The following is a 24,355-nucleotide window of genomic DNA, read 5'->3' as shown; positions in this document are numbered from 1 at the left end:
GAGAGGGTTCGTGCCGGCCTGTGCCGACAACGGTGTCACTGTAAAAAATACGGCCCGCTGCGGCCATTCGTACGGCTACGCCCGGGACTCCGTAGTTCTACGGAGCGCCCTCTTCTCCCGCATCCGACGCCAGCACGGCATAGCGCCGGATCAGCTGCGCGAGCGAATCGCAATCGAGCTTGGCGAACAGGTTCGCGCGGTGGGTCTCGACGGTGCGCGGCGACAGCGCCAGCACGCGCGCGATCTCCTTGTTGGTGAGCCCCTGCACGATGAAGGCCAGCACCTCGCGCTCGCGCTCCGAGAGCTGCGCGACCCGCTCGCGCGCGGCGTTGTCGGCCTGCGAGCGCTCGCGCGTACGCACGTGCTGGCGCACGGCCTGCTGCAGGGCTTCGAGCAGCTGCTCGTCGTCCACCGGCTTCTCGAGGAACTCGGCCGCGCCGGCCTTGAAGGCACGGCGGCACATCTCGACCGTGCCGTGGCCGGTCAGCATGATCACGGGCTGGTCGACGCCCTGCGCCACCAGCCGGTCGAGCACCGTGAGGCCGCTGATGCCGGGCATGCGCACGTCGAGCACGATGGCGCCAACGCTCGCGCGGTCGAAGCCGTCGATGAAGGCCTGCGGATCGGCCCAGCCCTGCACGCGCAGGCCGACCGTGCCGATCAGCAGCGACAGGCTGTCGCGCACAGCCTGGTCGTCGTCGATCAGGTGGATCAGGGGCGATTGCGGTTGGTCGGCGGTGGCGGTCAACGTGTTCATGTCGAAGGCGCCACCAGCGGCAGCAGCAAGGTGAAGCGCGCGCCGCGCGGCGAGGCATTGGCGGCGCTCAGGCTGCCGCCCATGCCGCTGGCCAGCGTTTCGCTCAGGCTCAAGCCGAGGCCCAGGCCGCCTTCGCGCGTGCTGAAGAAAGGCTCGAACAGGCGCGGCAGCGCCTCGGGCGCGATGCCGCGGCCGTTGTCGGTGACGGTCAGCACGCCCTCCTCGCCGTTACGGCCGACCGAGACCACGAGGCGTCGCTCGGCCGCGGGCACGAGGTCGAGCGCCTGCGTCGCGTTCATCAGCAGGTTGTGCACGATCTGCTCCAACGCCACGGCCTCGGCCTGCACGCGCACGGGCGCCTGCGCGCTGGCGTCGAACTGGGCCGCCACGCCGTGGCGCGCGAACTCGGGCGCCAGCAGGTGCATGGCGCTGCGCACCACCTCCTGCAGCACCAGCGGCTTGACGTCGCCGCCGGCCTCGGGGCGTTCGATCACGCGGCGCAGGCGGCCGACCACGCCGGCCGCGCGGCGGGCCTGCTCGACGGCCTGCCCCATCGCATCGCGCGCGGTGGCGAGGTCGGGCGGGTCGTCGTCGAGCAGGCGGCGCGCGGCCTGCGCGTTGGCCAGCACGGCCGTGAGCGGCTGGTTGAGTTCGTGCGCCAGCCCGGCCGACAGCTCGCCCAGCGCATTGAGCCGCGCGACCTGGCCCAGGCGCAGCAGCTCTTCGGCGCGGCGCCGCGCGATGCGCTGGCGCTGCGCGGCCCAGAGGCCGGCCAGCAACAGCGCCATCGCCACGGCCCAGCCGCCAATGGTGCGCCACGGCAGCTCGGCCCAGCCGACCTGGCGCTCGGCCACCAATTCGAACGGCTGACTCGGCGACGCAAGCGCCTTGCTCAGGCTGTAGCGCCAGCCGTGTTCGGCCGACTGCCCGGGTTGCAGCACCAGCTGCTGGCCGTCGCGCTGCAGGATCAGGCGCACGGGGCTGCGCTGCGGGTTCATCGGCCAGTCGCGCCAGGGCACCGAGCCGACGAGGTCGATCTCGAGTGCGTAGCTGAGCGGATCGGAACCGATCACGAGCTGGTAGCGGCCGTGTGGCAGATCGAGCACGGCGAGGTCGGCGCGGCGTTCGGCGCGCGAGCGGGCCTCGGCGGCGGCCAGTGCGTCGGCGTGTTCGGCATCGGGCCAGGGCTCGTCGGCCGCGCGCCGCTGCACGCGCAGGATCGACGAGTACACCGACGGCAGGCGCCGCTCCGGGTAGTCGGCGCCGGCGTTGGGTTCGAGCAGCGCGAGCGTGGCCAGCACCGCGTCGTACTGCACCACCTGCTGGCTCATGAGCCGGTGCGCGATGCGCGCGTCGGTCTCGAAATCCTGCTGAAGTCGGGTCAGCTCGGCGCGCGCGAACCACACGGCCCCGGCGGCCGTGAGCACCCCCCACGCCAGCCACCAACCACCCCGCGTACGCAACCACTGTGTCATGGCGCGGATTGTGCCCGGCGCCAAGGGGGCTCCCCGCTTGGCCGAAAATGCCGACCCAGACATGGCTGACGTGCAGGACTCCCTCTTTTCCGATCTCCCCGAACTTCCCCGCCGGACCGCGGCGACCGAGGAGGCCGAGGCGTCATCGCCTTCGCCGAAGAAATCGCGTGGCGCGACCGTGAAGCCGGTAGCACCCGACACGGCGCTGGTCGCCCTCGCCGCTGAGTTGCCGTCGCAACTGCGGCTGGGCACCTCGTCGTGGAGCTACCCCGGCTGGGCCGGGATGGTCTGGGACGGCGACTACGCCGAAGCCGTGCTCTCGAAGAACGGCCTGTCGGCGCTCGCCCAGCATCCGCTGCTGCGCACCGTGAGCCTGGACCGCAACTTCTACCGCGCCCTCACCGCCAGCCAGTACGCGCGCTACGCGGCCATGGTGCCGGACGACTTCCGCTTCGTCGTGAAGGCCCCGAGCCTCGTGACCGACGCCACCGTGCGCGACGAAAGCGGCCGCGGCACGCAGGCCAACCCGGTGTTCCTGAGCCACGAGATCGCGCTGCAGGAGTTTGTGCAGCCGGCGCTCGACGGGCTGGGCCACCGCATCGGCGCGCTGGTGTTCCAGCTGAGCCCGATCCCGGCGCACCTGCTGGCCGACCAGCCCGCGCTCATCGCGCGCATCGGCGCGATGCTGGCGGCGATGCCCGACCTGAAGCCGACCGCGCCCGATGCGGTGCTCGCCGTCGAGGTGCGCGACCCGCAGCTGCTGTGCCCCGCCTTCGCCGACATGCTGCGCAGCGTGGGCGCGACTTTCTGCATGGGCCTGCACGCGAAGATGCCGCCCATTGAAGACCAGTTGCCGATGCTGCGCGCGCTGTGGCCCGGGCCGCTCGTGTGCCGCTGGAACCTGCACCGCCGCCACGGCCGCTTCGGCTATGAAGACGCCGAGAAGCTCTACGGCCCCTTCGACAAGGTGCTCGACCCCGACCCCGAAACCCGCGCCGCGCTCGCCAAGGTGATCGCCGGCACCACGGGCGCGGGGCAGAACGCCTTCGTCACCGTGAGCAACAACGCCGAAGGCTGCGCGCCGCTGACCATCGCCTCACTGGCGCAGGACATCGTCGACCGGATTTCCCGCTAGGACACCCGCCCACCATGCATTCGATCTCGTTCCGACCGCTGCAATCCACCGATTTCGCGATGCTCCACGAATGGCTGTGCCGCCCGCACGTAGCCGAATGGTGGACGCCCGTGCCCACGCGCGCCGAGGTCGAGGCCGACTTCACGCCGATGCTGGCACCCGACTCGCCGGATCGCGGCTACATCGCGCTGCTCGACGGGCAACCCTTGGGATTCATCCAGTCGTACGTCGTGATGGGTTCGGGCGATGGCTGGTGGGAAGACGAACGCGACCCGGGCGCTCGGGGCATCGACCAGTTCCTCGCGCAGGCGGATCAGCTGAATCGTGGGCTCGGCAGCGCGATGGTGCGGGCCTTCACGGACCAGCTGTTCGCCGACCCGGCGGTGACGCGCATACAGACCGATCCGTCACCACGCAACGCCCGCGCGATTCGCAGCTTCACCAAGGCCGGCTTTCGCACGTTGGGCGAAGTGGTCACGCCCGACGGGCCCGCGCTGCTGATGGTGCGCGAGCGCGGCGGCTAGGCAGAAGGTGCCGTGGCGTCGAGGTCGCACCACATGTGCACCTTCGACGAGAACGCGCCATCGAGCACGGTGGCCATCGGCTCGACGCCAAAGACCTGGAAGCCGCAGCGCTCGTACAGCGCCTGCGCCGGGCGATTGCCTTCCGTCACGGTCAGTTGCACCACGCGCACGCCGTCGAGCGTGCGTGCATGGGTGAGCAAGGCGAGCACGAGTTGCCGCCCGGCGCCCGCGCGCCGCGCCGGTTCCGCCACCACCATGCCGAACAAGGTGGCCTTGTGGCGTGTGCGCTGCCGCGATTCACGGCCGAGGCCCGCCGCGCCGATGAGTGCGCCATCGGCATCGAAGGCGCCGTACACCACCTCGGCCGCGTCGGCATCCGTGCGCAGGCGCGTCTCCCACCACGTCGGCGGCAAGCTGGCGCGCTCCTCGACCGTGGAAGTGAACGCCTCGAGGTGCCGCGCGTAGGCGTCGAGCATCAGCGCGCGGTAGGCCGGCGTATCGGCGGGGATCAATCGGCGAACGGTAGGAACGATGTCAGAAACGGGCACAGACGGACTGCCTTTCCTGCAACACCGCCTCTTGCGCGAAACGCTGGCGGTAGGTGTCGATCAACGTGGCGATGGCGTCATCGGTCTTCGTGTCACGCGGGTGCAGCAGCACGACCTGCCCCGACGCGCCCCACCACTGGCCGGCGGCGTCGATCACGGTGAAGCCTTGCGGAAAGGCCGGGGTCACGCGGGTGTCGAGAAAGTCGGCCCAGTCGGCGTCGGACACCTGGCCGCCCCTGGGGATGGCGCGGCCGAAATAGAGGGTGTCGCGCTCGAAGGCTTCGAAGCCTGTGGCGCAGTTGCCGGGAGGCCCTGCGGCACAACCTGCAAGCACCGCAGCGACCAATGCGCCCGCCACGCCTGCGCGAGACAGTGTGTGGCGTGCGACGCTCATGCCGAGACCTCGGTCTTTCAGGCCTCGGGCGCGATCGCCTCGGCGTACTCGTACAGCGCGCCCAGGATTTCCTCGCCGCGCTCGTCGGCGTTCTCGGACAGCGCATCAACCTCGCTGAACAACGCCTCGATGGTGCGCGCCCCGCCTTCGCCCTTGAACAGGCGTGCCACGCGCAGCGCTTCCCAGCGCTCGGTTTCTTCCTCGCTCAGCGACTCGGGCCAGTTGCGCGCGCGGTAGCGGAAAAGGATTTCGTCGAGCCGCCCGTCGTCGAAGGCCACGCGCTCCTTGGCGAGCCCTTCGGGCGACAACCCGCGCAGCTGGTTCAGGCGACGGCGGTCGCCGTTGCCGACAAAGCCGCCGTAGAGGTCTTCATCGACATCGGGCGTGGCTTCCTTCGGACGGGAGAAAACCTGCGACCAGATGGCGCTCATGTCGGGCAGGTCGCGCGCGATGGCGGCGTGACGCATGGCGGTGTCCATGTCGACGCCCCAGCGCTCGGCCATGGCCGGTGCCAGCGTGCGCAGGTTGCCGACCACCATCGGCGACTTGTTCAGGTGCACACTCTTCATCGGCAGCCGCGTCATGCCTTCGGGCAGGTCGGCGGTGCGCGTGAACAGGCGCAGGCGCAGCGTCTCGGCGTCGAGGTCGCGCAGCTCGCTCGGGTCTTGCGACAGGTCCCAGGCCAGCAGTTCGTTCTTGTTGGTCGGATGGCTGGCCAGCGGCCACATCACGGCGAGGCAACCGCGCTCAACCGGGAACATGCCCGACACGTGCAGGAAGGGCTTGGCGGTCTCGCGCATCGCGGGCAGGCTGAGCTCGATCGCCACGCGGTCCTTCTTGTGCAGGCTGAAGGCGAAGTCGAACAGCTTGGGCTGCTTGTCGCGGATGAGCTGGGCCAGCGCGATGGTGGCGCGCACGTCGGACAGCGCATCGTGCGCCGACTCGTGCAGCAGGCCGTTGGCGCGCGCCAGGTCTTCGAGCTTGAAGCTGGGCTTGCCGTCTTCCTTTTTCGGCCATTCGATGCCGTCGGGGCGCAGCGCGTAGGTGAGGCGCACCACATCCAACAAGTCCCAGCGGCCGCAGTCGTTCTGCCATTCACGCGCATAGGGGTCGATGAGGTTGCGCCAGAACAGGAAGCGCGTGACCTCGTCGTCGAAGCGGATGGTGTTGTAGCCGACGCCGACGGTGCCGGGCTGCGAGAAGGCTTGCTCGATGTGCGCGGCGAACTCGTGCTCCGGAATGCCGCGCTCCAGGCAGATCTGCGGCGTGATGCCGGTGATCAGGCAGGCCTCGGGGCTGGGCAGGTAGTCCGGCGCGGGCTTGCAATAGATCATCAGCGGCTCGCCGACCTCGTTGAGTTCGGCGTCCGTGCGGATGGCGGCGAACTGCGAAGGACGGTCGCGGCGCGGCACGGCGCCAAAGGTTTCGTAGTCGTGCCAGAGAAAGGTGTGGTTCATTCAGAGCAAGGGAGAAAACAGTCGCGCAATGGCGTCGCCGAGGCGGCGCCAGAAAGTCTGCGGCCGGTGGGCGCGCACGGAGCCGGAGCTGTGCAAGTCGGTTTCGAACTGCGCCGCCAGCGGCTGGGTCAGCGCGGGTCCGTAGACCACGGCGCAGACTTCGAAGTTGAGCCGGAAGCTGCGGTTGTCGAAGTTGGCGGTGCCGATCATCGCGCAATGGTCGTCGACCACCAGCGTCTTGGAGTGCAGCATGCGTTCCTTGTACTCCCAGATCTTGACGCCCGCGGTCATCAGCTCGTCGAAGTACGAACGCGCCGCGGCGCTCACGATGGCCGAGTCGCTGCGGCGCGGCACGAGCAGCCGCACGTCGACGCCGCGCAGCGCCGCACTGGTCAACGCCATCAGCGCGGGCTCGCCCGGCACGAAATACGGCGTGGTGAGCCAGGCCCGGCGCGTGGCCGAATGGATCGCTTCGACGTGCATGCGGTGGATGGCCTCGAACGCGTTGTCGGGGCCGCTGGTGACGATCTGCACCGGGATGTCGCCCGCTTCCACCTGGGGCATCAGCACGTCCAGAACAGCGTCCGAACGGTGCCGGTTCTTGCCGGTGGCGTAGCTCCAGTCTTCGAGGAAGGTGGTCTGCAACCAGCGCACGGCGCTGCCTTCGATGCGCACATGCACGTCGTGGTACGCGTCCTTGGGGTTGGTGCGCTTGTCTTCCTCGTCGGTGATGTTCACGCCGCCGGTGAAGCCGACGCGGCCATCGCACACCACGATCTTGCGGTGGGTGCGGTAGTTGGTCACGGGGCGCAAGCGCCGGCCGATCTTGGTGTCGTGGAACAGCGCCACCTCTACGCCCGCCGCGAGCATCGGCGCCATGAACTTGCGGCCGATGCGCTTGGAGCCGAGCGCGTCGAGCAGCAGCCGCACCCGCACGCCGGCCTGCGCGCGCTCGATCAGCAGGTCGCGCAGCGCGGTGCCAATCTGGTCAGGCTCGAAGATGTAGTACTCGAGGTGAATGTGATCGCGCGCCGCGCGCACGGCCTCGAAGATCGAATCGAAGGTACGCGCACCACCCGAGAGCAGCTCGACGCTTGTGGCACTCGACACCGGCAGGCCGCAGGCCGCGGTGCCCAGCCGGGCCATCTGCTGCAGCGCCGGCGGCGCGTGCTGCGAGGCGTCCCGCAGCCGCGCCACATCGGCCTGCGAATGCGCGTTGGCACGGCTGCGCAGGCGCTTGAGCCGCTGCTTGCGCAGCCGCTGCGGCCCCAGGAAGTAATAGACGACGAAGCCCGCGAACGGCAGCAGCGCGAGCGACAGGATCCAGCTCATGGTGGACACCGGCGCGCGCTTTTGCATCACGATCCAGATCGACAGCACGGCGATGTAGCCGCTCCACGCCAGGGAGAGGCCGGTTTTCCATTCGTGGCTGAGTTCGGGAAGGATCAAGGCGAAAGCGGATGAAGGCGGAGTGTTTGGGGCCGGCCCAAAGAAAAAGGCCGGCAGCGAATGCTACCGGCCTTTGACGGGGTTCCTCAGAGGAGCTTGATCAGCCCGTGGCGGCCTCTTCGGCTTCGGGCTTCGACTTGCCTTCCTTCTTCGGGATCGGCTGGATGTCGAGCAGCACTTCGTCCTTCTCGTCGATGTCGACTTCGAGGCGACCGCCATCGGTCAGGCGACCGAACAGCAACTCGTCGGCCAGTGCACGACGGATCGTGTCCTGGATCAGGCGCTGCATCGGACGTGCGCCCATCAGCGGATCGAAGCCCTTCTTGGCCAGGTGCTTGCGCAGCTTGTCGGTGAAGGTGACGTCGACCTTCTTCTCGCTCAGTTGGGTTTCCAGTTGCAGCAGGAACTTGTCGACCACGCGCAGGATGACGTTTTCGTCGAGCGCCTTGAAGTTGACGATGGCGTCCAGGCGGTTGCGGAACTCCGGCGTGAACAGGCGCTTGATGTCGCCCATTTCGTCGCCGGTCTGCCGCGCGTTCGTGAAGCCGATGGTCGCCTTGTTCATGGTTTCGGCACCCGCATTCGTCGTCATGATGATGATGACGTTGCGGAAGTCGGCCTTGCGCCCGTTGTTGTCGGTCAGCGTGCCATGGTCCATGACCTGCAGCAGCACGTTGAAGATGTCCGGGTGCGCCTTCTCGATTTCGTCGAGCAGCAGCACCGAATGCGGCTTCTTCGTGACAGCTTCGGTCAGCAGACCACCCTGGTCGAAACCGACGTAGCCCGGAGGCGCGCCGATCAGGCGGCTCACCGCGTGGCGCTCCATGTACTCCGACATGTCGAAGCGGATCAGCTCGATGCCCATGATGTAGGCCAGCTGCTTGGCCGCTTCGGTCTTGCCGACGCCCGTGGGGCCGGAGAACAGGAACGAGCCGATCGGCTTGTCGCCCTTGCCCAGACCCGAGCGCGCCATCTTGACCGCGGAGGCCAGCACTTCGAGTGCCTTGTCCTGGCCGAACACGACGCTCTTGAGGTCGCGCTCGATGGTCTGCAGCTTGCCGCGGTCGTCGTTGCTGACGTTGGCCGGGGGAATGCGCGCGATCTTCGCGACGATTTCCTCGACTTCGGTCTTGCTGATGGTCTTCTTGCGCTTGCTCGGCGGCAGGATGCGCTGGGCGGCGCCGGCTTCGTCGATGACGTCGATCGCCTTGTCGGGCAGGTGACGGTCATTGATGTACTTGGCACTCAGCTCCGCCGCGGCCTGCAGGGCCGCCACGGCGTACTTGACGCCATGGTGCTCCTCGAAGCGCGACTTCAGGCCCTTCAGAATGTCGACGGTTTCCTGCACCGTCGGCTCGACCACGTCGACCTTCTGGAAGCGACGCGACAGGGCCGCATCCTTCTCGAAGATGCCGCGGTATTCCGTGAAGGTGGTGGCGCCGATGCACTTGAGCTGGCCGCTGGAGAGCGCCGGCTTGAGCAGGTTCGACGCATCGAGCGTGCCGCCCGAGGCTGCGCCCGCACCGATCAGGGTGTGGATTTCGTCGATGAACAGGATGGCGTTCGGCTTGTCCTTGAGCGACTTGATCACGCCCTTCAGGCGCTGTTCGAAGTCACCGCGGTACTTGGTGCCGGCCAGCAGCGCGCCCATGTCGAGCGAGTAGACCTGCGCCTCGGCGAGGATCTCGGGCACGTCGCCCTGGGTGATGCGCCATGCCAGGCCTTCCGCAATCGCGGTCTTGCCAACGCCAGCCTCGCCCACGAGCAGCGGGTTGTTCTTGCGCCGGCGGCACAGAATCTGGATGACGCGCTCGACCTCGTATTCGCGGCCGATCAGCGGATCGATCTTGCCGTCCTTGGCGAGCTGGTTGAGGTTTTGGGTGAACTGCTCGAGCGGCGAGGCCTTCTCGTTGCGTTCGCCGCCGCCCTCTTCGCCTTCACCCTGGGGCGCTTCGCCGCTGCCCTTGACGGCTTCCGGCGGATCGCTCTTCTTGATGCCGTGGGCAATGAAATTGACCACGTCCAGGCGGGTGACGCCCTGCTGGTGCAGGTAGTACACGGCGTGCGAATCCTTCTCACCGAAGATCGCGACCAGCACATTGGCGCCGGTGACTTCCTTCTTGCCGTTGCCGGTGGACTGCACATGCATGATGGCGCGCTGGATCACACGCTGGAAACCCAGGGTCGGCTGGGTGTCTACATCGTCGGAACCCGCCACCTGCGGCGTGTTGTCCTTGATGAAGTTGGTGAGCGACGCCCGCAGGTCGTCGACGTTGGCCGAGCAGGCGCGCAGAACTTCCGCGGCGCTCGGGTTGTCCAGCAAAGCGAGCAGCAGATGTTCCACGGTGATGAACTCGTGGCGTTGCTGCCGGGCCTCGACGAAGGCCATGTGCAAGCTGACTTCCAGTTCCTGGGCAATCATGTGATTTCCTTTTGCCTTGCTGTAAATAAGTTCTCAGATGGGTTGGAGCGCGTGCAATTCAACTGGTTCACGCGACCGGTTCGCTGACACATTGCAGCGGGTGCCCAGCCTGATGCGCCGCCTCCATCACCTGATTGACCTTGGTGGCCGCCATATCGCGGGAATAAACCCCACAAATACCACGGCCATCGAGGTGGATCTTGAGCATGATTTGGGTTGCCGTTTCTCGGTCCTTGCTGAAATATTCCTGCAGGACGACGATCACGAACTCCATCGGCGTGTAGTCGTCGTTCAGCATGACGACCTGGTACATCTGGGGCGGTGCCGTTTTTTGCGGGCGGCGCTCCAGAACGACCGAATCTCCGTCGTCGCCCGCCGGTTTCTGCGCCGGTGGGGTGTTGGGAGTTTTGGGAATTCTCGTTGCCATGAAAAAGATTCTATAGAGCGTGCAAGCACCGTGCCGACGCCAACAGACTTGGTGACGCCTATTCGACAAATCAAGAGGCATGCGTCGTGTACGACAGCACGAAGACAGACGTAAAAAAACCGGCAGATTGCCGGTCTTTTTTACAGATTGCGCAGCACGGGGCCTTTGGGCGCCGGCAATTTCCGGCCGGGCACCCGGGTCGGAACCGGCAGGTCGGGCGGCAAGGCGTCGATTTCTTCGTCGGTGAGTTCGCGCTCGGGTGCCGCCACAGCTTCCCAGCGCGCCGCCGTCGGCAGTGCGAGGGGGGCCGGTGAAGTCGCCGGCTCCGAATCGGGGGGCACCGCCGGGACTGGCGGCGACGATCGTGGCTGCACTGGCTGCACTGGCTGCACTGGCTGCACTGGCTGCGGTGGCTGCACTGGCTGCACTGGCTGCACTGGCTGCGGTGGCTGCGGTGGCTGCGGTGGTACGAGAGGCCGCGCAAGCGATCCTTCTCTCTTTGCCAGCAAGGTGGGGGGCGCTGGCCGCAAGGCCTGCCATTCGGCCCGGCGCCGCGCATCCTGTTCGGCTTGCCAAAGCGCCAGGGCCAGGCGCTGCACGTCCTGATGCGCGAGCTGTTGTTGACCCAGCAACTCCAATTCGGCGCGAATCACCTGCCGGGTCTGGTCGCGCTCCGCATCCAGGGCACGGCGCTGCGCCTCGAGCTGCCTGCCGAGCCGTTGCGAGAAAGCCCAGAAACCGAGCAAGGCCCCGGCGACGCCGACCGCGAAGCAGACGACAAGGAAATTGACCTGGATCAGCGTCACAGCAAAACCTCCTCGTCGGCATCCCATTTGCGCAGCAAATCGAGCGGGATGGCATCGGCCACCTGTGAAAACCGCTGACCGGTCATGCGTTCGGCCTGCTTGAGCAACACGGCAACAGGACTGCTCGGTTCGTGGTCCTCGAACCATCGGCGGGCTTTGCGAATGTCACGCAGGATGTCGTCGCGTGTCGCCAGACCCTCGCCGACTGGCGTGCTTGCCGGCCACGACGGGAGCAGGCTTGGCATTGTTGCGACCGCGGCAGGCGGTGCCGATGACCCGGTTCGCTGGAACGGGGCCAGCAATCGCACCAGCGCGTGCAGTGAAGGCGCGTCCTGCCCCAGGTGCTGGCCGGCCCAGGCGACGATCTGCGCCGCAGCCTCGGCGGCTTGCGCCAGCAAGCGCAGCGGGGCCTGATCGTCATCGTCATCGTCATCGTCATCGTCATCGTCATCGGCAGTGGCGGCGGTCAGGTCGGTCAGTTGCCGTGCCATGGCCTCGGGGCTGGCTGCATCCAGCGACCGGGGCATTGCCAAGGCACGCTCGACTTCACGCACCGTCAGGTGCCGCGCGGCATTGGCCGCGATGACGATCTCGCGCACGTCGCTCAGCAGGCCCTCCGGATCGGCCAGCGCCGCCAGGGCGTTGGCACGGACCGCCGGGTCGCGCTCGCCTTCGATCACCAGTTGGGGGTGCACCGCTTCGGGCCAGGTCTGGAGCGCCTCGACCAGCAGCACCAACGACTGCGCGAGCCCGGGTGCCTGCGCCAACCGGGTGCGGCACAACCAGACAAAGAGATTGATGTCCCGGGTCCGCAGCAACAGCCGGCGGCAGTCACGTTCGATCTCCGCCCAGTTGGGCGCATCGGGGGCTCCGACGAACTGCCCGTACTGCGCATCGCCACGTGGGGACATGCGGGCCAGCAGGACGGCGTATTCGGCGTCGTATTCCAGGCTGGGGCCGCAAGGTGCTGTCGCGCTAAAGGGGGGCAGTGGGCCATCTGCCTCGGTGCGGGCAGGCGTGGCGTAAGCGGCGGGCTCGGCGTCGGTGTGGATGGGAGCGGTCATGTGAAACAGGTTCTCGCAGGGAAAGATTCAGCGTGCCGCGGTCGCGTTGCCGCGATGGCGCGAGCCGACGTACGCCTCGGGTTCGAACACCATGCCGACGGTGTAGCCGGGCGTTGAACGCGGCGCATCGACGGCACGCAGCCCGTCTTCAGTGCTCCCGGAGCCGCCGAGCCAGGTGGACCAGCCGAGCTTTTCGGTGTCCTCGAGCCGCGCTGGCGGGGTGCTGTCGTTGCGCACGCGCAGTTCCACCTCCCAGACGAACTCGTAGCCGACAAAACCGCGCACCCATTCGACGAGGAGCGCCAGGTCTTGCCCCTGGGGCGTGAAACGCAGGTACTGCTCCAGGCTCAGCGGACCGAGCACGAGCCGGAACTTGTTCTGCCGGTCGGCCACCACCTCCCCCGCAATGGCCCCGACACCCATGATGCTGGAGGTCCGGGCGAGCCCCAGGTGGCTCTGGTCCTCGGGATCGATCCGGATCCAGTGGCGCACGAACTCATCCAGCTGGACGGGCACCGCGAAGAATTGCGCCAGGGTGGCCGCCAGCCCATCGGGGTTGCGGGCTTCGCGGGCCAGGTGGGTGGAGGCCGCCAGCCGCGCATGCGAGGGCAGCACCAAATCGCGGATCTCCAGCGGGTCATGCCCTGTCAGGCGCGCGACGTAGCGGCTGAACGCCTCGTCCTGTGCCCGGTCAAGCCCGGCTGCGGCCTGCCCTTGCGCCCATGCCCGGTACATGTGCGTCAGGTAGCGGTGGTGGAACAGGTCGAGAAAGTCCGCGAGGGTGCTGTCGTTGTGGTTTTCAGTGCGGTCCCGCACCAGTTCGGTGTAGTGCAGCGGCAACGGGCCGTTGGGCCCCAGGAGGCCGAGGCCGTACAGGCGCACGACCGGCAGCGCCGGGTTGTTGCCGGACCGCGTCGGCGACACCCCCGGCACCCGGTGCTCCGATTCACCGGGCAGCACCACGCCGGCGATTTCGCGCGGCGCGAAAGTCAAGGCTGCGGCCTGCCCCAGCCGGAACGGCTCCTGCTGAGGGCGCTGGGCCAGTCCGACGGGGGGGTGTTGCAGATGGGATGCCCCGAAGCGCCGCAACAGGGACAGGAAACCGAACCGCCACGGCGCGCGACGCAGCCGTCCGAGCATGTCGTGAAGCGGCCCGCCGGGATCGCCCTCGCGCGACTTGGTCACGACGTCCCCTCGCCTTCGTCGCTGCCGTCCCGGTGCTGAGCTGTTCCCAACTGGATGTGGCTGTCGGGCGACAGATCATGGTGCTCTTGCCGTGTCAGGCTGGGCAGCGGCGCACGGCTGTCGCGTGCCAGTTCCGGAGCGAACAGGCCCAGCACGTCCTCGGGCACTTCCTGGTCGAGCAAGCCGGATCGCACGAGGGGCTCGAAGTCCTCGATGATCCGGTCGATGCCCTCGCGCGGCAGCAGGATGTCGCGCAGCAAGGGATATGGTTCGGCCTGCTTGCGCAACTCGTCGAGCGTGGGGGCGGCTTCGTTGCCCGACGCCAGCAGCCCTTCCCAGTCGACGCGCCCGGCGAGTTGGGCGGGGTCACGCACCACGCGGACGAACTCCTCGTGCAGTTCGTCGAGCAGGCTTGCGGGGCGACCTTCACCACGGGTCGGCGGACTCGCCCATCGTGCAGCAGGCTGCGCTGGCGCAGCCGCCGGCGCGTCACCGAGCAGACCCGCCAGGACGTCAGCCACCGGCGACGGCTGTGCCCCCGCAATGTCGAGGACGCCGAAAGGGTTGGTCAGCACATCCACGTGCGCCTCCGGCCCGTTTCCATCTCCGTCTCCGCCTGAACGGTCATCGAAAGCCAGTGCGCGCAGATCGAAAGGCGGCGCTTCGGTCGGGGGCGTGCGCGACACGGTTTCTCGCTCTGCATCGACAACCCCGCGCCGCACGGAGTCCGGTTTGCCCGGCCGCCCTTCGTCCACCGCTACGTCCTGTTCCACCGTGAAACGCAACAGGCCGAGTTCCAACGTATCCCCCGGCGCAACCAGCACGCTTGCGCCTGCCAGCACGCGTTCGCCTCTGCACACGCACATCAATGTATGGCTGCTGTTCGTCAACCGCCACGCTCCCGCGCTGTCGCTCCATGCGATGCGACACAGATTGGCTGCGCGCCATTGCGCTTCGCTTTGGCGTTCTCCGCACAGCTGGAGCGCATCGGCCATGCCGGCGCCCGTGGGCGGAATCGACAACGCCCCGCTGCGCGCTTCGCCATTGCTGTGCGTGAGCTGCAGGCGCAGCCGGGTGTTCCGGGCGTCGTCGCCCTGCGTCTTTGTGTGGGTCATGGCGCACCACCCCACAACTTTTGCAGTCGATTGGCCGCACCGACGAATCGGCCCTGAGCGTCCTGCTGCCAGAAGGCCATCTCCGCCCGCGGTCCCTGCAGGCGGTTCGGCCAGTCGGCCCATGGCAGAAAGCGAACGCCCTGCAGCGCCGCAGCGGGATCGTTCGGCAGCGACGGCCCAGCCCATCGTTCGAGCAATGCCTGCCCTTGCTTGCCGCGGTGCTCGCGGCTGTGGGCGCAGGAAGAGACTCGAACTCCCCCCGCATGCTCGCGCCGGCCAGCAGCGCGCCAACATCGAGGCTCCAGAGTCGGCAGTTCTTCAGGTCGGGAGGAACTTCGCCTTGGGCGATGGCCAGTGCCAGCCCTTCGACCACCGCTGTCTTGCCGACACCCGCATCGCCCGTGAGCAAGGGATTGTTCTGGCGACGGCGAAGAAGAATGTCGACCATCGTGCGGATCTCGTGCCCACGCCCGATGACGGGGTCGATCTGCCCTTGAGAAGCGCGTTCGGTCAGGTCCGTGCAGTAGCGACGCAACGCCGACTTGCCATCCGACGTCGCATCCGCGAACGCAGCACTGGCCTCGCCAGGCAGTGCCGATGGCAGACCGGAGCCATCATGCGGTCCTTCCTGCCCTTCGGGAGAGCCAGCCACGATCGCGCTGACGGCCTCGGTCAACTGATCTGCTGGGATTCGCTGAAATGCAGGTGAGATGCCCAGAAGCACGCGCCGCAGTTCCGGCGTTTGAAGCAACGCGGCAAGCAGCCAGGCCCCACGCACGCAATGCGCACCGAACTCGAGGCTGAACAGCACCCATGCGCGCTCGATGGCCGCTTCGATGTGGCTGGAAAAATCGGTCAGTGACGTTGCACCGGACGGCAGGCTGGACAACGCCGATGCAAAGTCTTTCTCGATGACCTGCGCGTCGATCTGGTAGTGCCGGCAGATGCGATGCAGATCGCTGTCGTTGAGCTGCCAGAGCTGATGAATCCAGCGCGTCAGTTCAACGTACGGATTGCCGCGCAGCTTGGCAAATGCGGTGGCAGATTCGATGCCGCGAAACAGCGTGAGATTGAGCTTGCCGAACAACGCTCGCCGAGAGATCGTCATTGCGCGATCTGTCGTGCGGTGTGCACGCCTTGTTCGATCGAATCATCTGCGACGCCCGATGTCGTCGAGCAGATTTCTGCGTTCTTTTTCCCCACTTCGCGCCCCTATGCTTCTTGGAATGGGCGCGATTCTGGCGGCTCGCTGCAAAGCAAATCGCAGCACAGTTTCTACCAATAGTTAAACGAAAGAAGCAGCCTATTGATCTGTGATGTTTGCCCGCCGCTCCTTACGTTCGGAAGACAAAGGAGGTCATTCAACAACGATATCGAGGCCACCGCAGGCAAGAAAAAACCCTCGAGTTCCTTTCGGAAATTCGAGGGCTTGATCGGCGTCTGACGTGTCTCAACGTCAGCGATTGCAATTACATGTTGTCGATCATTACTTGACCGAAACCAGAGCAGCTCACTTGCGTCGCACCGTCCATGAGGCGGGCGAAGTCATAGGTGACCTTCTTGCTGGCGATCGACTTTTTCATCGAGCTGATGATCAGGTCGGCCGCTTCGGTCCAGCCCATGTGGCGCAGCATCATTTCGGCGGACAGGATCTCGGAACCCGGGTTCACATAGTCCTTGCCAGCGTACTTGGGTGCCGTGCCGTGGGTGGCTTCGAACATGGCGACGGTGTCGCTCAGGTTCGCACCGGGGGCAATGCCGATGCCGCCGACCTGTGCGGCCAGCGCGTCGGACACGTAGTCGCCGTTGAGGTTCAGCGTGGCGATCACGCTGTACTCGGCGGGACGCAGAAGAATCTGCTGCAGGAACGCGTCGGCGATGCTGTCCTTGACGGTGATTTCCTTGCCCGTCCGGGGGTTCTTGAACTTCATCCACGGACCGCCGTCGATCAGCTCGGCGCCGAATTCCTTGGCGGCCAGGTTGTAGCCCCAGTCACGGAAGCCACCTTCGGTGAACTTCATGATGTTGCCCTTGTGGACCAGAGTCACGCTCGGCTTGTCGTTGTCGATGGCGTACTGGAAGGCCTTGCGCACAAGGCGCTCGGTGCCTTCGCGCGACACAGGCTTGACGCCGATGCCCGAGGTGTTGGGGAAGCGGATCTTCTTGACGCCCATCTCGTCCTGCAGGAACTTGATGAGCTTCTTGGCTTTCTCGCTTTCGGCCTCGAATTCGATGCCAGCGTAGATGTCTTCCGAGTTCTCACGGAAGATGACCATGTTGGTCTTGTGCGGCTCGCGCACCGGGCTGGGCACGCCCTCGAAGTACTGGATGGGTCGCAGGCAGACGTACAGGTCGAGTTCCTGGCGCAGCGCCACGTTCAGCGAGCGGATGCCGCCACCAACGGGCGTGGTCAGCGGGCCCTTGATGGAGACCACGTAGTCGCGCACCGCATGCAGGGTTTCCTCGGGGAGCCAGACGTCGGGGCCGTAGACCTTGGTCGATTTCTCGCCCGCGTAGACCTCCATCCAGTGGATCTTCTTCTTGCCGCCGTAGGCCTTGGCCACTGCGGCGTCGACCACCTTGAGCATCACCGGCGTGATGTCCAGCCCGGTGCCATCGCCTTCGATGAACGGAATGATGGGCTGATCGGGCACATTGAGCGAATTGTCAGCGTTGACCGTGATCTTCTGGCCTTCGGTCGGGACTTTGATGTGCTGATAGCTGGACATGAGGGGGCTTGACTCCGGGAAGTGACGTAATTCGAACGACTGTCTGCGAATACAGACAGCGAGGGAGAATCGCTGTACAGCGCGCTAACAAATCGCTGTACATTTTAGACGCAACCCATCAGCGGACAATTGTCAACCATAGGGCGATAGCGCCCGTTACTGGCTGACCTTCTGCTCGCCGGGAGGCGTTTCCAACCAATTCTCGATAGAGGAATCATCAATGAGCAAACTTCTCGCAGTCATGATCGCTGGCCTGTTCGCCGCTGGCGCGTACGCCCAGAACCCGGCCGGCACCACGCCCGAACAAGGCAACGCGACCGGCAGCAAGCCGCAAGCTCGCGCTGAAGCCAAGAAGGAAGCCAAGCCCGCTGGTCAAGTGGCTCCTGCAGCTGGCGACATCGCCAAGACGCCTGAAGGCGGCACCTTCGGCGCTGACAAGGCTGGCGTTGCTGGCGAAAAGCGCGCCAAGACCCGCGACGATCGTCGTCGCAACAAGGACGGCAGCGTGAAGCGCAAGGCCACCCAAGGCGGCACGCCTGACATGGCCGGCGCCAAGTAAGCTGGTCGGTCCCCCAAGAAAAGCGCTCTTCGGGGCGCTTTTTTTCGTTTGCAGTTTTGCTCAACCACTGTCAACCGGGGTCCCTGAGGTCCGTTGAATGGAGACCTTCCACAGGGAGGTGATCCAAATCAACAATCTCAAAGGATTTCTCATGAACAAGCTGATCGCAGCCCTGGTCGCCGGCCTCTTCGCAGCCGGTGCATTTGCGCAAGCCGCCGCCCCCGCAGTTGCCGCTCCGGCCGCCCCCGCAGTCCACAAGGCGAAGGCCAAGCACACGGTCAAGAAGCACAAGGTGCGTCACGTCTCCAAGGCCCACGCGGCCGCCGCCAAGAAGGTGTAAGCTTTCAAGCTCCCGGCAATGCCCGCTTCAGCGGGCATTTTTATTGGTCACGGGCCGACCTTGTGTGTCCCGGCCCCGAAAGAGTCATCCGATGTTTCAGCGTCTCGCCGCGCTGCTTCTGGTGTCCGCGTCCTTCCTGGCGCCGGCCCACGCGCAGCAGCAAATCCAACCGCAACCCCAAACCGATCTGGCGCGCACGCAGTTGTCGGTCGGCCTCTACAAGATCGACGCGCAGGTGGCGCAATCGCCCCGCGAGCGCGAGATCGGCCTGATGTTCCGCAAGACGATGCCGCAGGCCGAAGGCATGATCTTCGTGTTCGATCAACCAGCCACGCAGTGCTTCTGGATGCGCAACACCCTGTTGCCGCTGACCGCAGCCTTCGTGGCCGATGACGGCCGCATCGTCAACCTGGTCGACATGCAGCCGATGACCGAGAACTCGCATTGCTCCGAAGAGCCGGTGCGCTACGTGCTCGAGATGAACCAGGGCTGGTTCGCCAAGAAGAACATCAAGAAGGGGGCCAAGCTCGGCGGCGAGCTGTTCTCCGCTGCCAAGCGCTGAACCGATCGCCCACAAAAAAGCCGACCCGCAGGTCGGCTTTTTTCATGGCGAGAACGCGGGCTTCAGCCGAAGTTCTTTGCCGCGAAGTCCCAGTTGGCCAGCTTGGCCAGGAAGGTCTCGACGAACTTCGGGCGCAGGTTGCGGTAGTCGATGTAGTACGCGTGCTCCCACACGTCCACCGTCAGCAGCGCGGTGTCGGCGGTGGTCAGCGGCGTGCCGGCGGCGCCGGTGTTCGGCCACCGAGTCGGCCTTCTTCACGCCAGAAACCGAAGTTGCCCACGGCCGACTTCACGAAGGCTTCCTTGAAGGCGTCGTAGCTGCCCCACTTGGCATCGATGGCCTTGGCCAATGCGCCGGTGGGAGCGCCGCCGCCTTGCGGCTTCATGCAGTTCCAGAAGAAGGTGTGGTTCCAGATCTGCGCGGCGTTGTTGTAGATGCCGCCGCTGGACTTCTTGATGATCTCTTCGAGCGTCATCGCTTCGAACTCGGTGCCCTTTTGCAGGTTGTTCAGGTTCACCACGTAGGCGTTGTGGTGCTTGCCGTGGTGGTACTCGAGCGTTTCCTTCGAGTACTCGGGGGCCAGTGCGTCGATGGCGTACGGCAGGGGTGGGAGCACATGTTCCATGGTTTTTTCTCGTGGGTTGGTTGTGGGGAATGAAGGATTCTAGGAAGTAATCATTGGGGCCGCGTCAGACGTGTTCCCGTCGCAGCGCCGGGCGTCACGGTCAGGTCGACCGAGCCGTCCGAAAGGCGCGCGACGACGGCGTCGCCGGCCTGCAGGCTGCCTGCGCTGACGACCGCGCGACCTTCGCCATCGGTCAGCAAGGCATACCCGCGCTGCAGCACCAAGGCCGGATCAAGCAGCCGCAGGCGCAGGGCGACGCGATCGAGCCGCTCACGTCGCTGCGTCAGCGCGCGTGTGAACTTCGACGAGAAATCGGTGCCGATGGCCTGCGGCACCTGCGCCAGACGCTCGCGGCGCGACAGCACCGCGTAGTGCAGCCGCTGCGCATGATGGGCCAGCCGCAGCTGCTGGCGCGCCACCAGGCCCGAGGGGCGCCCCAGCCGTGCGGCGGCTTGGTCCAGCCGTTGGCCGAGCACATCGAGCCGCCCGCCCAGCGCATCCCCGAGCCGTTCGTCGAGCAGATCGAGCGCGCCGAGCCACAGGTCGCGCGGCGCACTGACGAGTTCGGCGGCGGCCGTGGGCGTGGGCGCGCGCAGGTCGGCACAGAAGTCGGCAATCGTGAAATCGGTTTCGTGCCCCACGCCGCTGATCACCGGCACGGGGCTCTGCACGATGGTGCGTGCCAGCGTTTCGTCGTTGAAGGCCCAGAGGTCCTCGATCGAGCCGCCGCCGCGCACCAGCAGGATCACGTCGACGGCCGGCTCCAGCGTGTAGAGCGACTGCAAGGCGCGCACCAGTTCGGCCGGCGCGTTGGCACCCTGCACCGCCGCCGGCGCCAGCACCACGGGGATGTGGGGCACGCGCCGCCGCAGCGCGGTCACGACGTCATGCAGCGCCGCGGCACCCAGCGAGGTGACGACGCCCACGGCACGCGGCATGGACGGCAGCGCCCGCTTGCGTGCCGGATCGAACAGGCCTTCGGCCTCGAGGCGCGCCTTGCGCTGCAGGAACTGCTCGAACAGCGCGCCCTGCCCCGCGCGCCGCAGGCTTTCGACCACCAATTGCAGATCGCCGCGCGGCTCGTACACCGCCAGCCGGCCACGGACCTCGACCTGGTCACCGTCGCGTGGCGTGAAGTCGAGCAGGCTGGCGGCGCGCCGGAACATCGCGCAGCGCAGCTGGCCGGATTCGTCCTTGAGCGAGAAATAGCAATGACCACTCGATGCGCGCGAGAAACCCGAGATTTCCCCACGCACCGAGACCGGATTGAAGCGCGCGTCGAGCGCATCGGCCACCGCACGGCACAGCGCGCCCACGGCCCATACGCGCGGCCCGGGCGCTGCATTCGGCTCCCTGAAGCTCATCGTGTCCCTCCGCCACCGAAGGCCACTCGTCCACAACGGGCGCTGCGCCCCCCACTTTGGAGGGGTATGGTGGGACAGATGCACGAGTTCTCGTGCAAGCTGTTGATTTCATTAAAAAAAGTGCTGCTCAAAATTCAATCGATCTAACGGAAAGCCCGTCCCATGCGGGTTCGGAGCCATTGCGCCACGGGTTAATCACAAAGTTATCCACAGAATCTGTGCGTCCTTGCCGACACGCAAACAAGCCGCGAGCCGATGGTGGCTCGGTGGATAATCGCCGCGCATTTGCAGTCTACGGGCCGGAGGATTTTCTTGTTTTCCATCATTGTTGCCGCGGGCTGGCCAATCTGGCCATTGCTCGCCTGTTCGGTCATCGCACTCGCGCTGGTCATTGAACGTTTCACCAGTCTCAAGACCGTCAAGGTCCTGCCGCCGAAGCTGCTGGACGAAACCATCACCGTGTCGCGCGGCGCGGTTCCCGGCCCGGATGTCGTGACCAAACTGGAAAGCAACTCGATGCTCGGCCAGGTGCTGGCCGCCGGCCTGCGCGCGCTGAACGCCAACCCGCGTTGCACCGAAGAAGACCTGCGCGCCGCCATGGAGGCCTCGGGCCGCACCGTGGCGCACAGGCTGGAGCGCTACCTGCCGGCGCTGGCCACCATCGCCTCGGCCGCGCCGCTGCTCGGCCTGCTGGGCACGGTGATCGGCATGATTGAAATCTTCGGCTCGCAGTCGCCCGGCAGCGGTGCCGTCGGCTCGGGCAACCCGGCGCAGCTGGCGCACGGCATCTCGATCGCGCTGTACAACACGGCCTTCGGCCTGATCGTGGCCATTCCGACGCTGATCTTCTGGCGCTACTTCCGCAGCCGCGTGGACGAGTACCTGCTGAACCTCGAGCTCTCGGGCGAGCGTTTTGCCCGCCACCTGAACGCCCTGCGCAAATGAGCTCGCGCGGCCGCATGCAGTTTCGCCACGGCGCGCGCGACGAGCCGGAGATCAACCTGATCCCGTTCATCGACGTGCTGCTGGTCGTGCTGATTTTCCTGATGCTGTCGACCACCTACAGCAAGTTCACCGAGATGCAGCTGCGGCTGCCGACGGCGGACGTCGACGCCCAGCGCGATTACCCGAAAGAGGTGATCGTGGCGGTGTCGGCCGATGGCCGCTACGTGATCAACAAGTCGCCGCTTGCGGACCGCAGCGTCGACACCGTGGCTGCCGCGCTCGGTGCCGCCGCCACCGGTGGCAAGGACAGCGTCGTGATCATCAGCGCCGACGCGGCCAGCCCGCACCAGGCCGTGGTGACGGTGATGGAGGCCGCGCGCCGCGCCGGCCTGATGCAGATCACCTTCGCCGCTCAGTCGACGGCCCAGGCCGGTCACTGAGTGTCGACCGGCGCGCGGCTGCAGGACGCCTGGCTGCGCCGCGGTGCGCTGGCCTGCGTCCTGTGGCCACTGTCGCTGATCTACGGCGCCCTCTTCGCGCTGCGGCGCGCCTTCTACCGATGGGGTTGGCAGAAGACCGGGCGCGTGCCGGTTCCCGTGATCGTGGTCGGCAATGTGATTGCGGGCGGGGCCGGCAAGACACCGGTCGTGATGGCGGTCGTGCGCCATCTGCAGGCACTTGGGCTGCGGGTGGGCATGGTGTCGCGCGGCTATGGCCGCCGCACCGACGACTGCCGCGAAGTCCTGGGCGACAGCGATCCGCAGGACGTTGGCGACGAACCTGCGCTGATTCACCATGCCACCGGCGCGCCGGTCTTCGTGGCCCGGCAGCGCATCGAGGCTGCACGTGCCCTGCTCGAGCGGCATCCGGACACCCAGGTCATCGTCAGCGACGACGGCCTTCAGCATCTGGCGTTGGCGCGCGACATCGAGATCTGCGTGTTCGACGACCGCGGCGTCGGCAACGGCTGGCTGCTGCCTGCCGGCCCCCTGCGCGAGCCGTGGCCGCGCCCCTGTGACCTGCTGTTGCACAGCGGCGAGCGGCCCGCTTTCACCGGCGGCTATACCGCCACCCGCGAACTGGCGCCGTACGCCCTCGCGAAGGACGGCCATCGCATCCCGCTCGAAACGCTCGCCGGCCAACCCGTGATCGCACTCGCCGCCATCGCGCGACCGGAAGCCTTCTTCACGATGCTGCGTGCGCGCGGCCTGACGCTCGCGGACACCTTCGCGCTGCCCGACCACCACGACTTCAGCGACTGGCAGCGCCCGGCCGGTCCCGCCCTGCCCCTCGTCTGCACGGAAAAAGACGCCGTCAAGCTCTGGCACCAGGCGCCCGACGCGCTCGCCGTGCCGCTGCACTTCGAACCCTCGCCAGCGTTCTTCGCCGCCCTCGACGCAAAGCTATCATCGCTCGATGGATACCAAGCTGCTTGAACTGCTCGTCTGCCCCGTCACCAAGGGCCCGCTGACCTGGAACGCCGAGAAGCAGGAACTCTGCTCGCGCAGCGCGCGGCTCGCCTACCCGGTGCGCGACGGCATCCCGGTGCTGCTCGAGAACGAGGCCCGCACGCTGTCCGACGACGAGCTGGGCCTGTGAGCTTCACCGTTCTGGTGCCGGCCCGGCTGGCTTCGACGCGACTGCCCAACAAACCGCTGGCCGATATCGCCGGCCTGCCGATGGTCGTGCGCGTGGCGCAGCGCGCCCACCAGTCCGGCGCCCTTCGCGTGGTGGTGGCCGGCGACGACGCCTCCATCATCGAGGCCTGCAAGGCACACGGCGTCGAGGCCCTGCTGACCCGGCAGGACCACGCCAGCGGCACCGATCGCTTGGCCGAAGCCTGCGAGCAACTCGGGCTCGACGGCGACGCGATCGTCGTCAACGTGCAGGGCGACGAACCGCTGATCGACCCCGCACTCATCGACGCCGTGGCCGCCACACTCGCCGCCCATCCGCAAGCCGCAATGAGCACCGCCGTCCACGCGATCGATTCGCTGGCCGACTTCATGAACCCGAACGTCGTGAAGGCCGTGCTGGATGCTCAGGGCCATGCGCTCTACTTCAGCCGCGCGCCGATCCCCTGGTGGCGTGACGGTTCTTCAGGCGGCGCCGCGCCCTCAGTGCTGCCGAGCCCGGCACCGTTGCGCCACATCGGCATCTACGGCTATCGCGCGGGCTTCGTGCGTCAATTTCCATTGCTGTCGCCTGCGCCTGTCGAAGCCACCGAAGCGCTCGAGCAGCTGCGCGCGCTGTGGCATGGGCACCGCATCGCGGTGCATGTGAGCGATGTCGCACCGGGCCCCGGGATCGACACGCCCGAAGACCTGGCGCGCGTGCGCGCGGTCTTCGCGGCCGGCTCGTCCGCGTGAACTGCCCGCCGCTTCCGAGGGAAACGGCGGCAATTTGTCACGGGCACGCATGCTATCCTCGACGCAATTCCGCCTCGGCGCGCCTGAGGGTGCGCATGGGGCGC

Annotated in this window: 25 protein-coding genes and 2 pseudogenes; 11 read left to right on the top strand and 16 right to left on the bottom strand. The window is 66.7% G+C overall.

Annotated features, from left to right (window positions below; genetic code table 11):
- Positions 1–97: 97 nt before the first annotated feature.
- Positions 98–757, bottom strand: coding sequence for a response regulator transcription factor (locus IG196_RS14015; RefSeq protein WP_095947697.1), 660 nt, complete (start codon positions 755–757; stop codon positions 98–100).
- The gene (locus tag IG196_RS14010; protein ID WP_192196617.1) at positions 754–2,232 is read right to left on the bottom strand and encodes an ATP-binding protein; all 1,479 of its coding nucleotides are present in this window, start codon (positions 2,230–2,232) and stop codon (positions 754–756) included. Before IG196_RS14010 ends, IG196_RS14015 begins: the two co-directional genes overlap by 4 nt.
- Before the next feature lie 61 nt (positions 2,233–2,293).
- Between IG196_RS14010 and IG196_RS14005 the strand changes: the two genes are divergently transcribed.
- Positions 2,294–3,367, top strand: coding sequence for a DUF72 domain-containing protein (locus IG196_RS14005; protein WP_192196616.1), 1,074 nt, complete (start codon positions 2,294–2,296; stop codon positions 3,365–3,367).
- Between the two features lie 14 nt (positions 3,368–3,381).
- Complete coding sequence (locus tag IG196_RS14000; RefSeq protein WP_192196615.1) at positions 3,382–3,891, top strand: GNAT family N-acetyltransferase; 510 nt, start codon at positions 3,382–3,384, stop codon at positions 3,889–3,891.
- Here IG196_RS14000 and IG196_RS13995 read toward each other — a convergent pair.
- The 11 genes and pseudogenes from IG196_RS13995 to IG196_RS32030 form a co-directional block, all read right to left on the bottom strand.
- Positions 3,888–4,403, bottom strand: coding sequence for a GNAT family N-acetyltransferase (locus tag IG196_RS13995; protein ID WP_263864236.1), 516 nt, complete (start codon positions 4,401–4,403; stop codon positions 3,888–3,890). The two genes, IG196_RS14000 and IG196_RS13995, sit on opposite strands and share 4 nt — an antisense overlap.
- A gap of 22 nt (positions 4,404–4,425) precedes the next feature.
- Positions 4,426–4,833 carry a DUF3574 domain-containing protein gene (locus tag IG196_RS13990; protein WP_192196614.1) on the bottom strand — a complete coding sequence of 136 codons (408 nt, stop codon included), beginning with the start codon at positions 4,831–4,833 and terminating at the stop codon, positions 4,426–4,428.
- 17 nt (positions 4,834–4,850) lie between these two features.
- On the bottom strand, positions 4,851–6,290 hold the full coding sequence (gene sbcB, locus IG196_RS13985; RefSeq protein ID WP_192196613.1) for an exodeoxyribonuclease I: 1,440 nt from the start codon (positions 6,288–6,290) through the stop codon (positions 4,851–4,853).
- Positions 6,291–7,739, bottom strand: coding sequence for a cardiolipin synthase (gene cls, locus IG196_RS13980; RefSeq protein WP_192196612.1), 1,449 nt, complete (start codon positions 7,737–7,739; stop codon positions 6,291–6,293).
- Positions 7,740–7,839: 100 nt separating this feature from the next.
- Positions 7,840–10,161, bottom strand: a complete 2,322-nt coding sequence (gene clpA / locus IG196_RS13975; RefSeq protein WP_101493055.1) for an ATP-dependent Clp protease ATP-binding subunit ClpA — start codon at positions 10,159–10,161, stop codon at positions 7,840–7,842.
- A 67-nt stretch (positions 10,162–10,228) separates the two neighbouring features.
- Positions 10,229–10,588, bottom strand: a complete 360-nt coding sequence (gene clpS, locus IG196_RS13970) for an ATP-dependent Clp protease adapter ClpS (protein WP_192196611.1) — start codon at positions 10,586–10,588, stop codon at positions 10,229–10,231.
- Between the two features lie 140 nt (positions 10,589–10,728).
- The gene (locus tag IG196_RS13965) at positions 10,729–11,394 is read right to left on the bottom strand and encodes a hypothetical protein (RefSeq protein ID WP_192196610.1); all 666 of its coding nucleotides are present in this window, start codon (positions 11,392–11,394) and stop codon (positions 10,729–10,731) included.
- A complete protein-coding gene (locus tag IG196_RS13960) occupies positions 11,391–12,458 on the bottom strand; it encodes an ImpA family type VI secretion system protein (protein ID WP_192196609.1) in 1,068 nt (355 codons plus the stop codon). The genes IG196_RS13965 and IG196_RS13960 overlap by 4 nt, the downstream gene beginning before the upstream one ends.
- Positions 12,459–12,485: 27 nt before the next feature.
- Positions 12,486–13,598 carry a type VI secretion system baseplate subunit TssG gene (tssG, locus tag IG196_RS13955; protein WP_192197009.1) on the bottom strand — a complete coding sequence of 371 codons (1,113 nt, stop codon included), beginning with the start codon at positions 13,596–13,598 and terminating at the stop codon, positions 12,486–12,488.
- 41 nt (positions 13,599–13,639) lie between these two features.
- Positions 13,640–14,758 (bottom strand): TagK domain-containing protein, encoded by a 1,119-nt coding sequence (locus tag IG196_RS13950; protein ID WP_192196608.1) that lies wholly within the window; start codon positions 14,756–14,758, stop codon positions 13,640–13,642.
- A 244-nt stretch (positions 14,759–15,002) separates the two neighbouring features.
- Positions 15,003–15,809, bottom strand: a pseudogene (locus IG196_RS32030) (type VI secretion system ATPase TssH); the annotation flags it as partial.
- On the opposite strand from IG196_RS32030, the gene IG196_RS13945 reads away from it, so the two are divergent.
- Complete coding sequence (locus IG196_RS13945) at positions 15,708–16,043, top strand: hypothetical protein (RefSeq protein ID WP_192196607.1); 336 nt, start codon at positions 15,708–15,710, stop codon at positions 16,041–16,043. The pseudogene IG196_RS32030 and the gene IG196_RS13945 sit on opposite strands and share 102 nt — an antisense overlap.
- 184 nt (positions 16,044–16,227) lie before the next feature.
- On the opposite strand, the gene icd is transcribed toward IG196_RS13945, so the two are convergent.
- Positions 16,228–17,487, bottom strand: coding sequence for an NADP-dependent isocitrate dehydrogenase (gene icd / locus IG196_RS13940; RefSeq protein ID WP_192196606.1), 1,260 nt, complete (start codon positions 17,485–17,487; stop codon positions 16,228–16,230).
- A gap of 220 nt (positions 17,488–17,707) precedes the next feature.
- Between icd and IG196_RS13935 the strand changes: the two genes are divergently transcribed.
- From IG196_RS13935 to IG196_RS13925, 3 genes are all read left to right on the top strand, one after another.
- Positions 17,708–18,046: a cell envelope biogenesis protein TolA gene (locus tag IG196_RS13935; protein ID WP_101493051.1), complete on the top strand. Its 339-nt coding sequence runs from the start codon at positions 17,708–17,710 to the stop codon at positions 18,044–18,046.
- Positions 18,047–18,197: 151 nt separating this feature from the next.
- Positions 18,198–18,386 (top strand): hypothetical protein, encoded by a 189-nt coding sequence (locus tag IG196_RS13930; RefSeq protein ID WP_101493099.1) that lies wholly within the window; start codon positions 18,198–18,200, stop codon positions 18,384–18,386.
- 91 nt (positions 18,387–18,477) lie between these two features.
- Complete coding sequence (locus tag IG196_RS13925; RefSeq protein ID WP_192196605.1) at positions 18,478–18,948, top strand: DUF192 domain-containing protein; 471 nt, start codon at positions 18,478–18,480, stop codon at positions 18,946–18,948.
- Positions 18,949–19,010: 62 nt separating this feature from the next.
- Here the strand turns inward: IG196_RS13925 and IG196_RS13920 are convergent.
- Positions 19,011–19,573, bottom strand: a pseudogene (locus tag IG196_RS13920) (superoxide dismutase).
- A gap of 50 nt (positions 19,574–19,623) precedes the next feature.
- Positions 19,624–20,937 (bottom strand): exodeoxyribonuclease VII large subunit, encoded by a 1,314-nt coding sequence (gene xseA / locus IG196_RS13915; protein ID WP_192196604.1) that lies wholly within the window; start codon positions 20,935–20,937, stop codon positions 19,624–19,626.
- A gap of 312 nt (positions 20,938–21,249) precedes the next feature.
- On the opposite strand from xseA, the gene IG196_RS13910 reads away from it, so the two are divergent.
- The 5 genes from IG196_RS13910 to kdsB are packed head-to-tail and all read left to right on the top strand — an operon-like array spanning position 21,250 to position 24,251.
- A complete protein-coding gene (locus IG196_RS13910) occupies positions 21,250–21,882 on the top strand; it encodes a MotA/TolQ/ExbB proton channel family protein (RefSeq protein WP_101493047.1) in 633 nt (210 codons plus the stop codon).
- 14 nt (positions 21,883–21,896) lie between these two features.
- Positions 21,897–22,322, top strand: coding sequence for an ExbD/TolR family protein (locus IG196_RS13905; protein WP_062471507.1), 426 nt, complete (start codon positions 21,897–21,899; stop codon positions 22,320–22,322).
- The gene (gene lpxK, locus IG196_RS13900) at positions 22,323–23,318 is read left to right on the top strand and encodes a tetraacyldisaccharide 4'-kinase (protein WP_192196603.1); all 996 of its coding nucleotides are present in this window, start codon (positions 22,323–22,325) and stop codon (positions 23,316–23,318) included.
- On the top strand, positions 23,299–23,481 hold the full coding sequence (locus IG196_RS13895; protein WP_126749846.1) for a Trm112 family protein: 183 nt from the start codon (positions 23,299–23,301) through the stop codon (positions 23,479–23,481). Before lpxK ends, IG196_RS13895 begins: the two co-directional genes overlap by 20 nt.
- The gene (gene kdsB, locus IG196_RS13890) at positions 23,478–24,251 is read left to right on the top strand and encodes a 3-deoxy-manno-octulosonate cytidylyltransferase (protein ID WP_192196602.1); all 774 of its coding nucleotides are present in this window, start codon (positions 23,478–23,480) and stop codon (positions 24,249–24,251) included. The genes IG196_RS13895 and kdsB overlap by 4 nt, the downstream gene beginning before the upstream one ends.
- The last annotated feature ends 104 nt before the right edge of the window (positions 24,252–24,355 follow it).

The organism is Variovorax sp. 38R, from assembly GCF_014843395.1.
Taxonomy (GTDB): Bacteria; Pseudomonadota; Gammaproteobacteria; order Burkholderiales; family Burkholderiaceae_C; genus Variovorax; species Variovorax paradoxus_H.
Note: the sequence above shows the minus strand (reverse complement) of the source record. Positions and strands in the feature narration are given on the sequence as shown.

Bases quoted from the DNA above. Each gene is read 5' to 3' on its own strand.
- tssG (WP_192197009.1), bottom strand. From the start codon at position 13,598: ATGCTCGGACGGCTGCGTCGCGCGCCGTGGCGGTTCGGTTTCCTGTCC.
- IG196_RS13925 (WP_192196605.1), top strand. From the start codon at position 18,478: ATGTTTCAGCGTCTCGCCGCGCTGCTTCTGGTGTCCGCGTCCTTCCTG.
- clpA (WP_101493055.1), bottom strand. From the start codon at position 10,161: ATGATTGCCCAGGAACTGGAAGTCAGCTTGCACATGGCCTTCGTCGAG.
- sbcB (WP_192196613.1), bottom strand. From the start codon at position 6,290: ATGAACCACACCTTTCTCTGGCACGACTACGAAACCTTTGGCGCCGTG.
- clpS (WP_192196611.1), bottom strand. From the start codon at position 10,588: ATGGCAACGAGAATTCCCAAAACTCCCAACACCCCACCGGCGCAGAAA.
- IG196_RS13930 (WP_101493099.1), top strand. From the start codon at position 18,198: ATGAACAAGCTGATCGCAGCCCTGGTCGCCGGCCTCTTCGCAGCCGGT.
- IG196_RS13935 (WP_101493051.1), top strand. From the start codon at position 17,708: ATGAGCAAACTTCTCGCAGTCATGATCGCTGGCCTGTTCGCCGCTGGC.
- IG196_RS14005 (WP_192196616.1), top strand. From the start codon at position 2,294: ATGGCTGACGTGCAGGACTCCCTCTTTTCCGATCTCCCCGAACTTCCC.
- IG196_RS14015 (WP_095947697.1), bottom strand. From the start codon at position 757: ATGAACACGTTGACCGCCACCGCCGACCAACCGCAATCGCCCCTGATC.
- IG196_RS13945 (WP_192196607.1), top strand. From the start codon at position 15,708: ATGCAGATCGCTGTCGTTGAGCTGCCAGAGCTGATGAATCCAGCGCGT.
- IG196_RS13895 (WP_126749846.1), top strand. From the start codon at position 23,299: ATGGATACCAAGCTGCTTGAACTGCTCGTCTGCCCCGTCACCAAGGGC.
- icd (WP_192196606.1), bottom strand. From the start codon at position 17,487: ATGTCCAGCTATCAGCACATCAAAGTCCCGACCGAAGGCCAGAAGATC.
- IG196_RS14010 (WP_192196617.1), bottom strand. From the start codon at position 2,232: ATGACACAGTGGTTGCGTACGCGGGGTGGTTGGTGGCTGGCGTGGGGG.
- IG196_RS14000 (WP_192196615.1), top strand. From the start codon at position 3,382: ATGCATTCGATCTCGTTCCGACCGCTGCAATCCACCGATTTCGCGATG.
- IG196_RS13960 (WP_192196609.1), bottom strand. From the start codon at position 12,458: ATGACCGCTCCCATCCACACCGACGCCGAGCCCGCCGCTTACGCCACG.
- IG196_RS13990 (WP_192196614.1), bottom strand. From the start codon at position 4,833: ATGAGCGTCGCACGCCACACACTGTCTCGCGCAGGCGTGGCGGGCGCA.
- xseA (WP_192196604.1), bottom strand. From the start codon at position 20,937: ATGAGCTTCAGGGAGCCGAATGCAGCGCCCGGGCCGCGCGTATGGGCC.
- IG196_RS13905 (WP_062471507.1), top strand. From the start codon at position 21,897: ATGCAGTTTCGCCACGGCGCGCGCGACGAGCCGGAGATCAACCTGATC.
- IG196_RS13950 (WP_192196608.1), bottom strand. From the start codon at position 14,758: ATGACCCACACAAAGACGCAGGGCGACGACGCCCGGAACACCCGGCTG.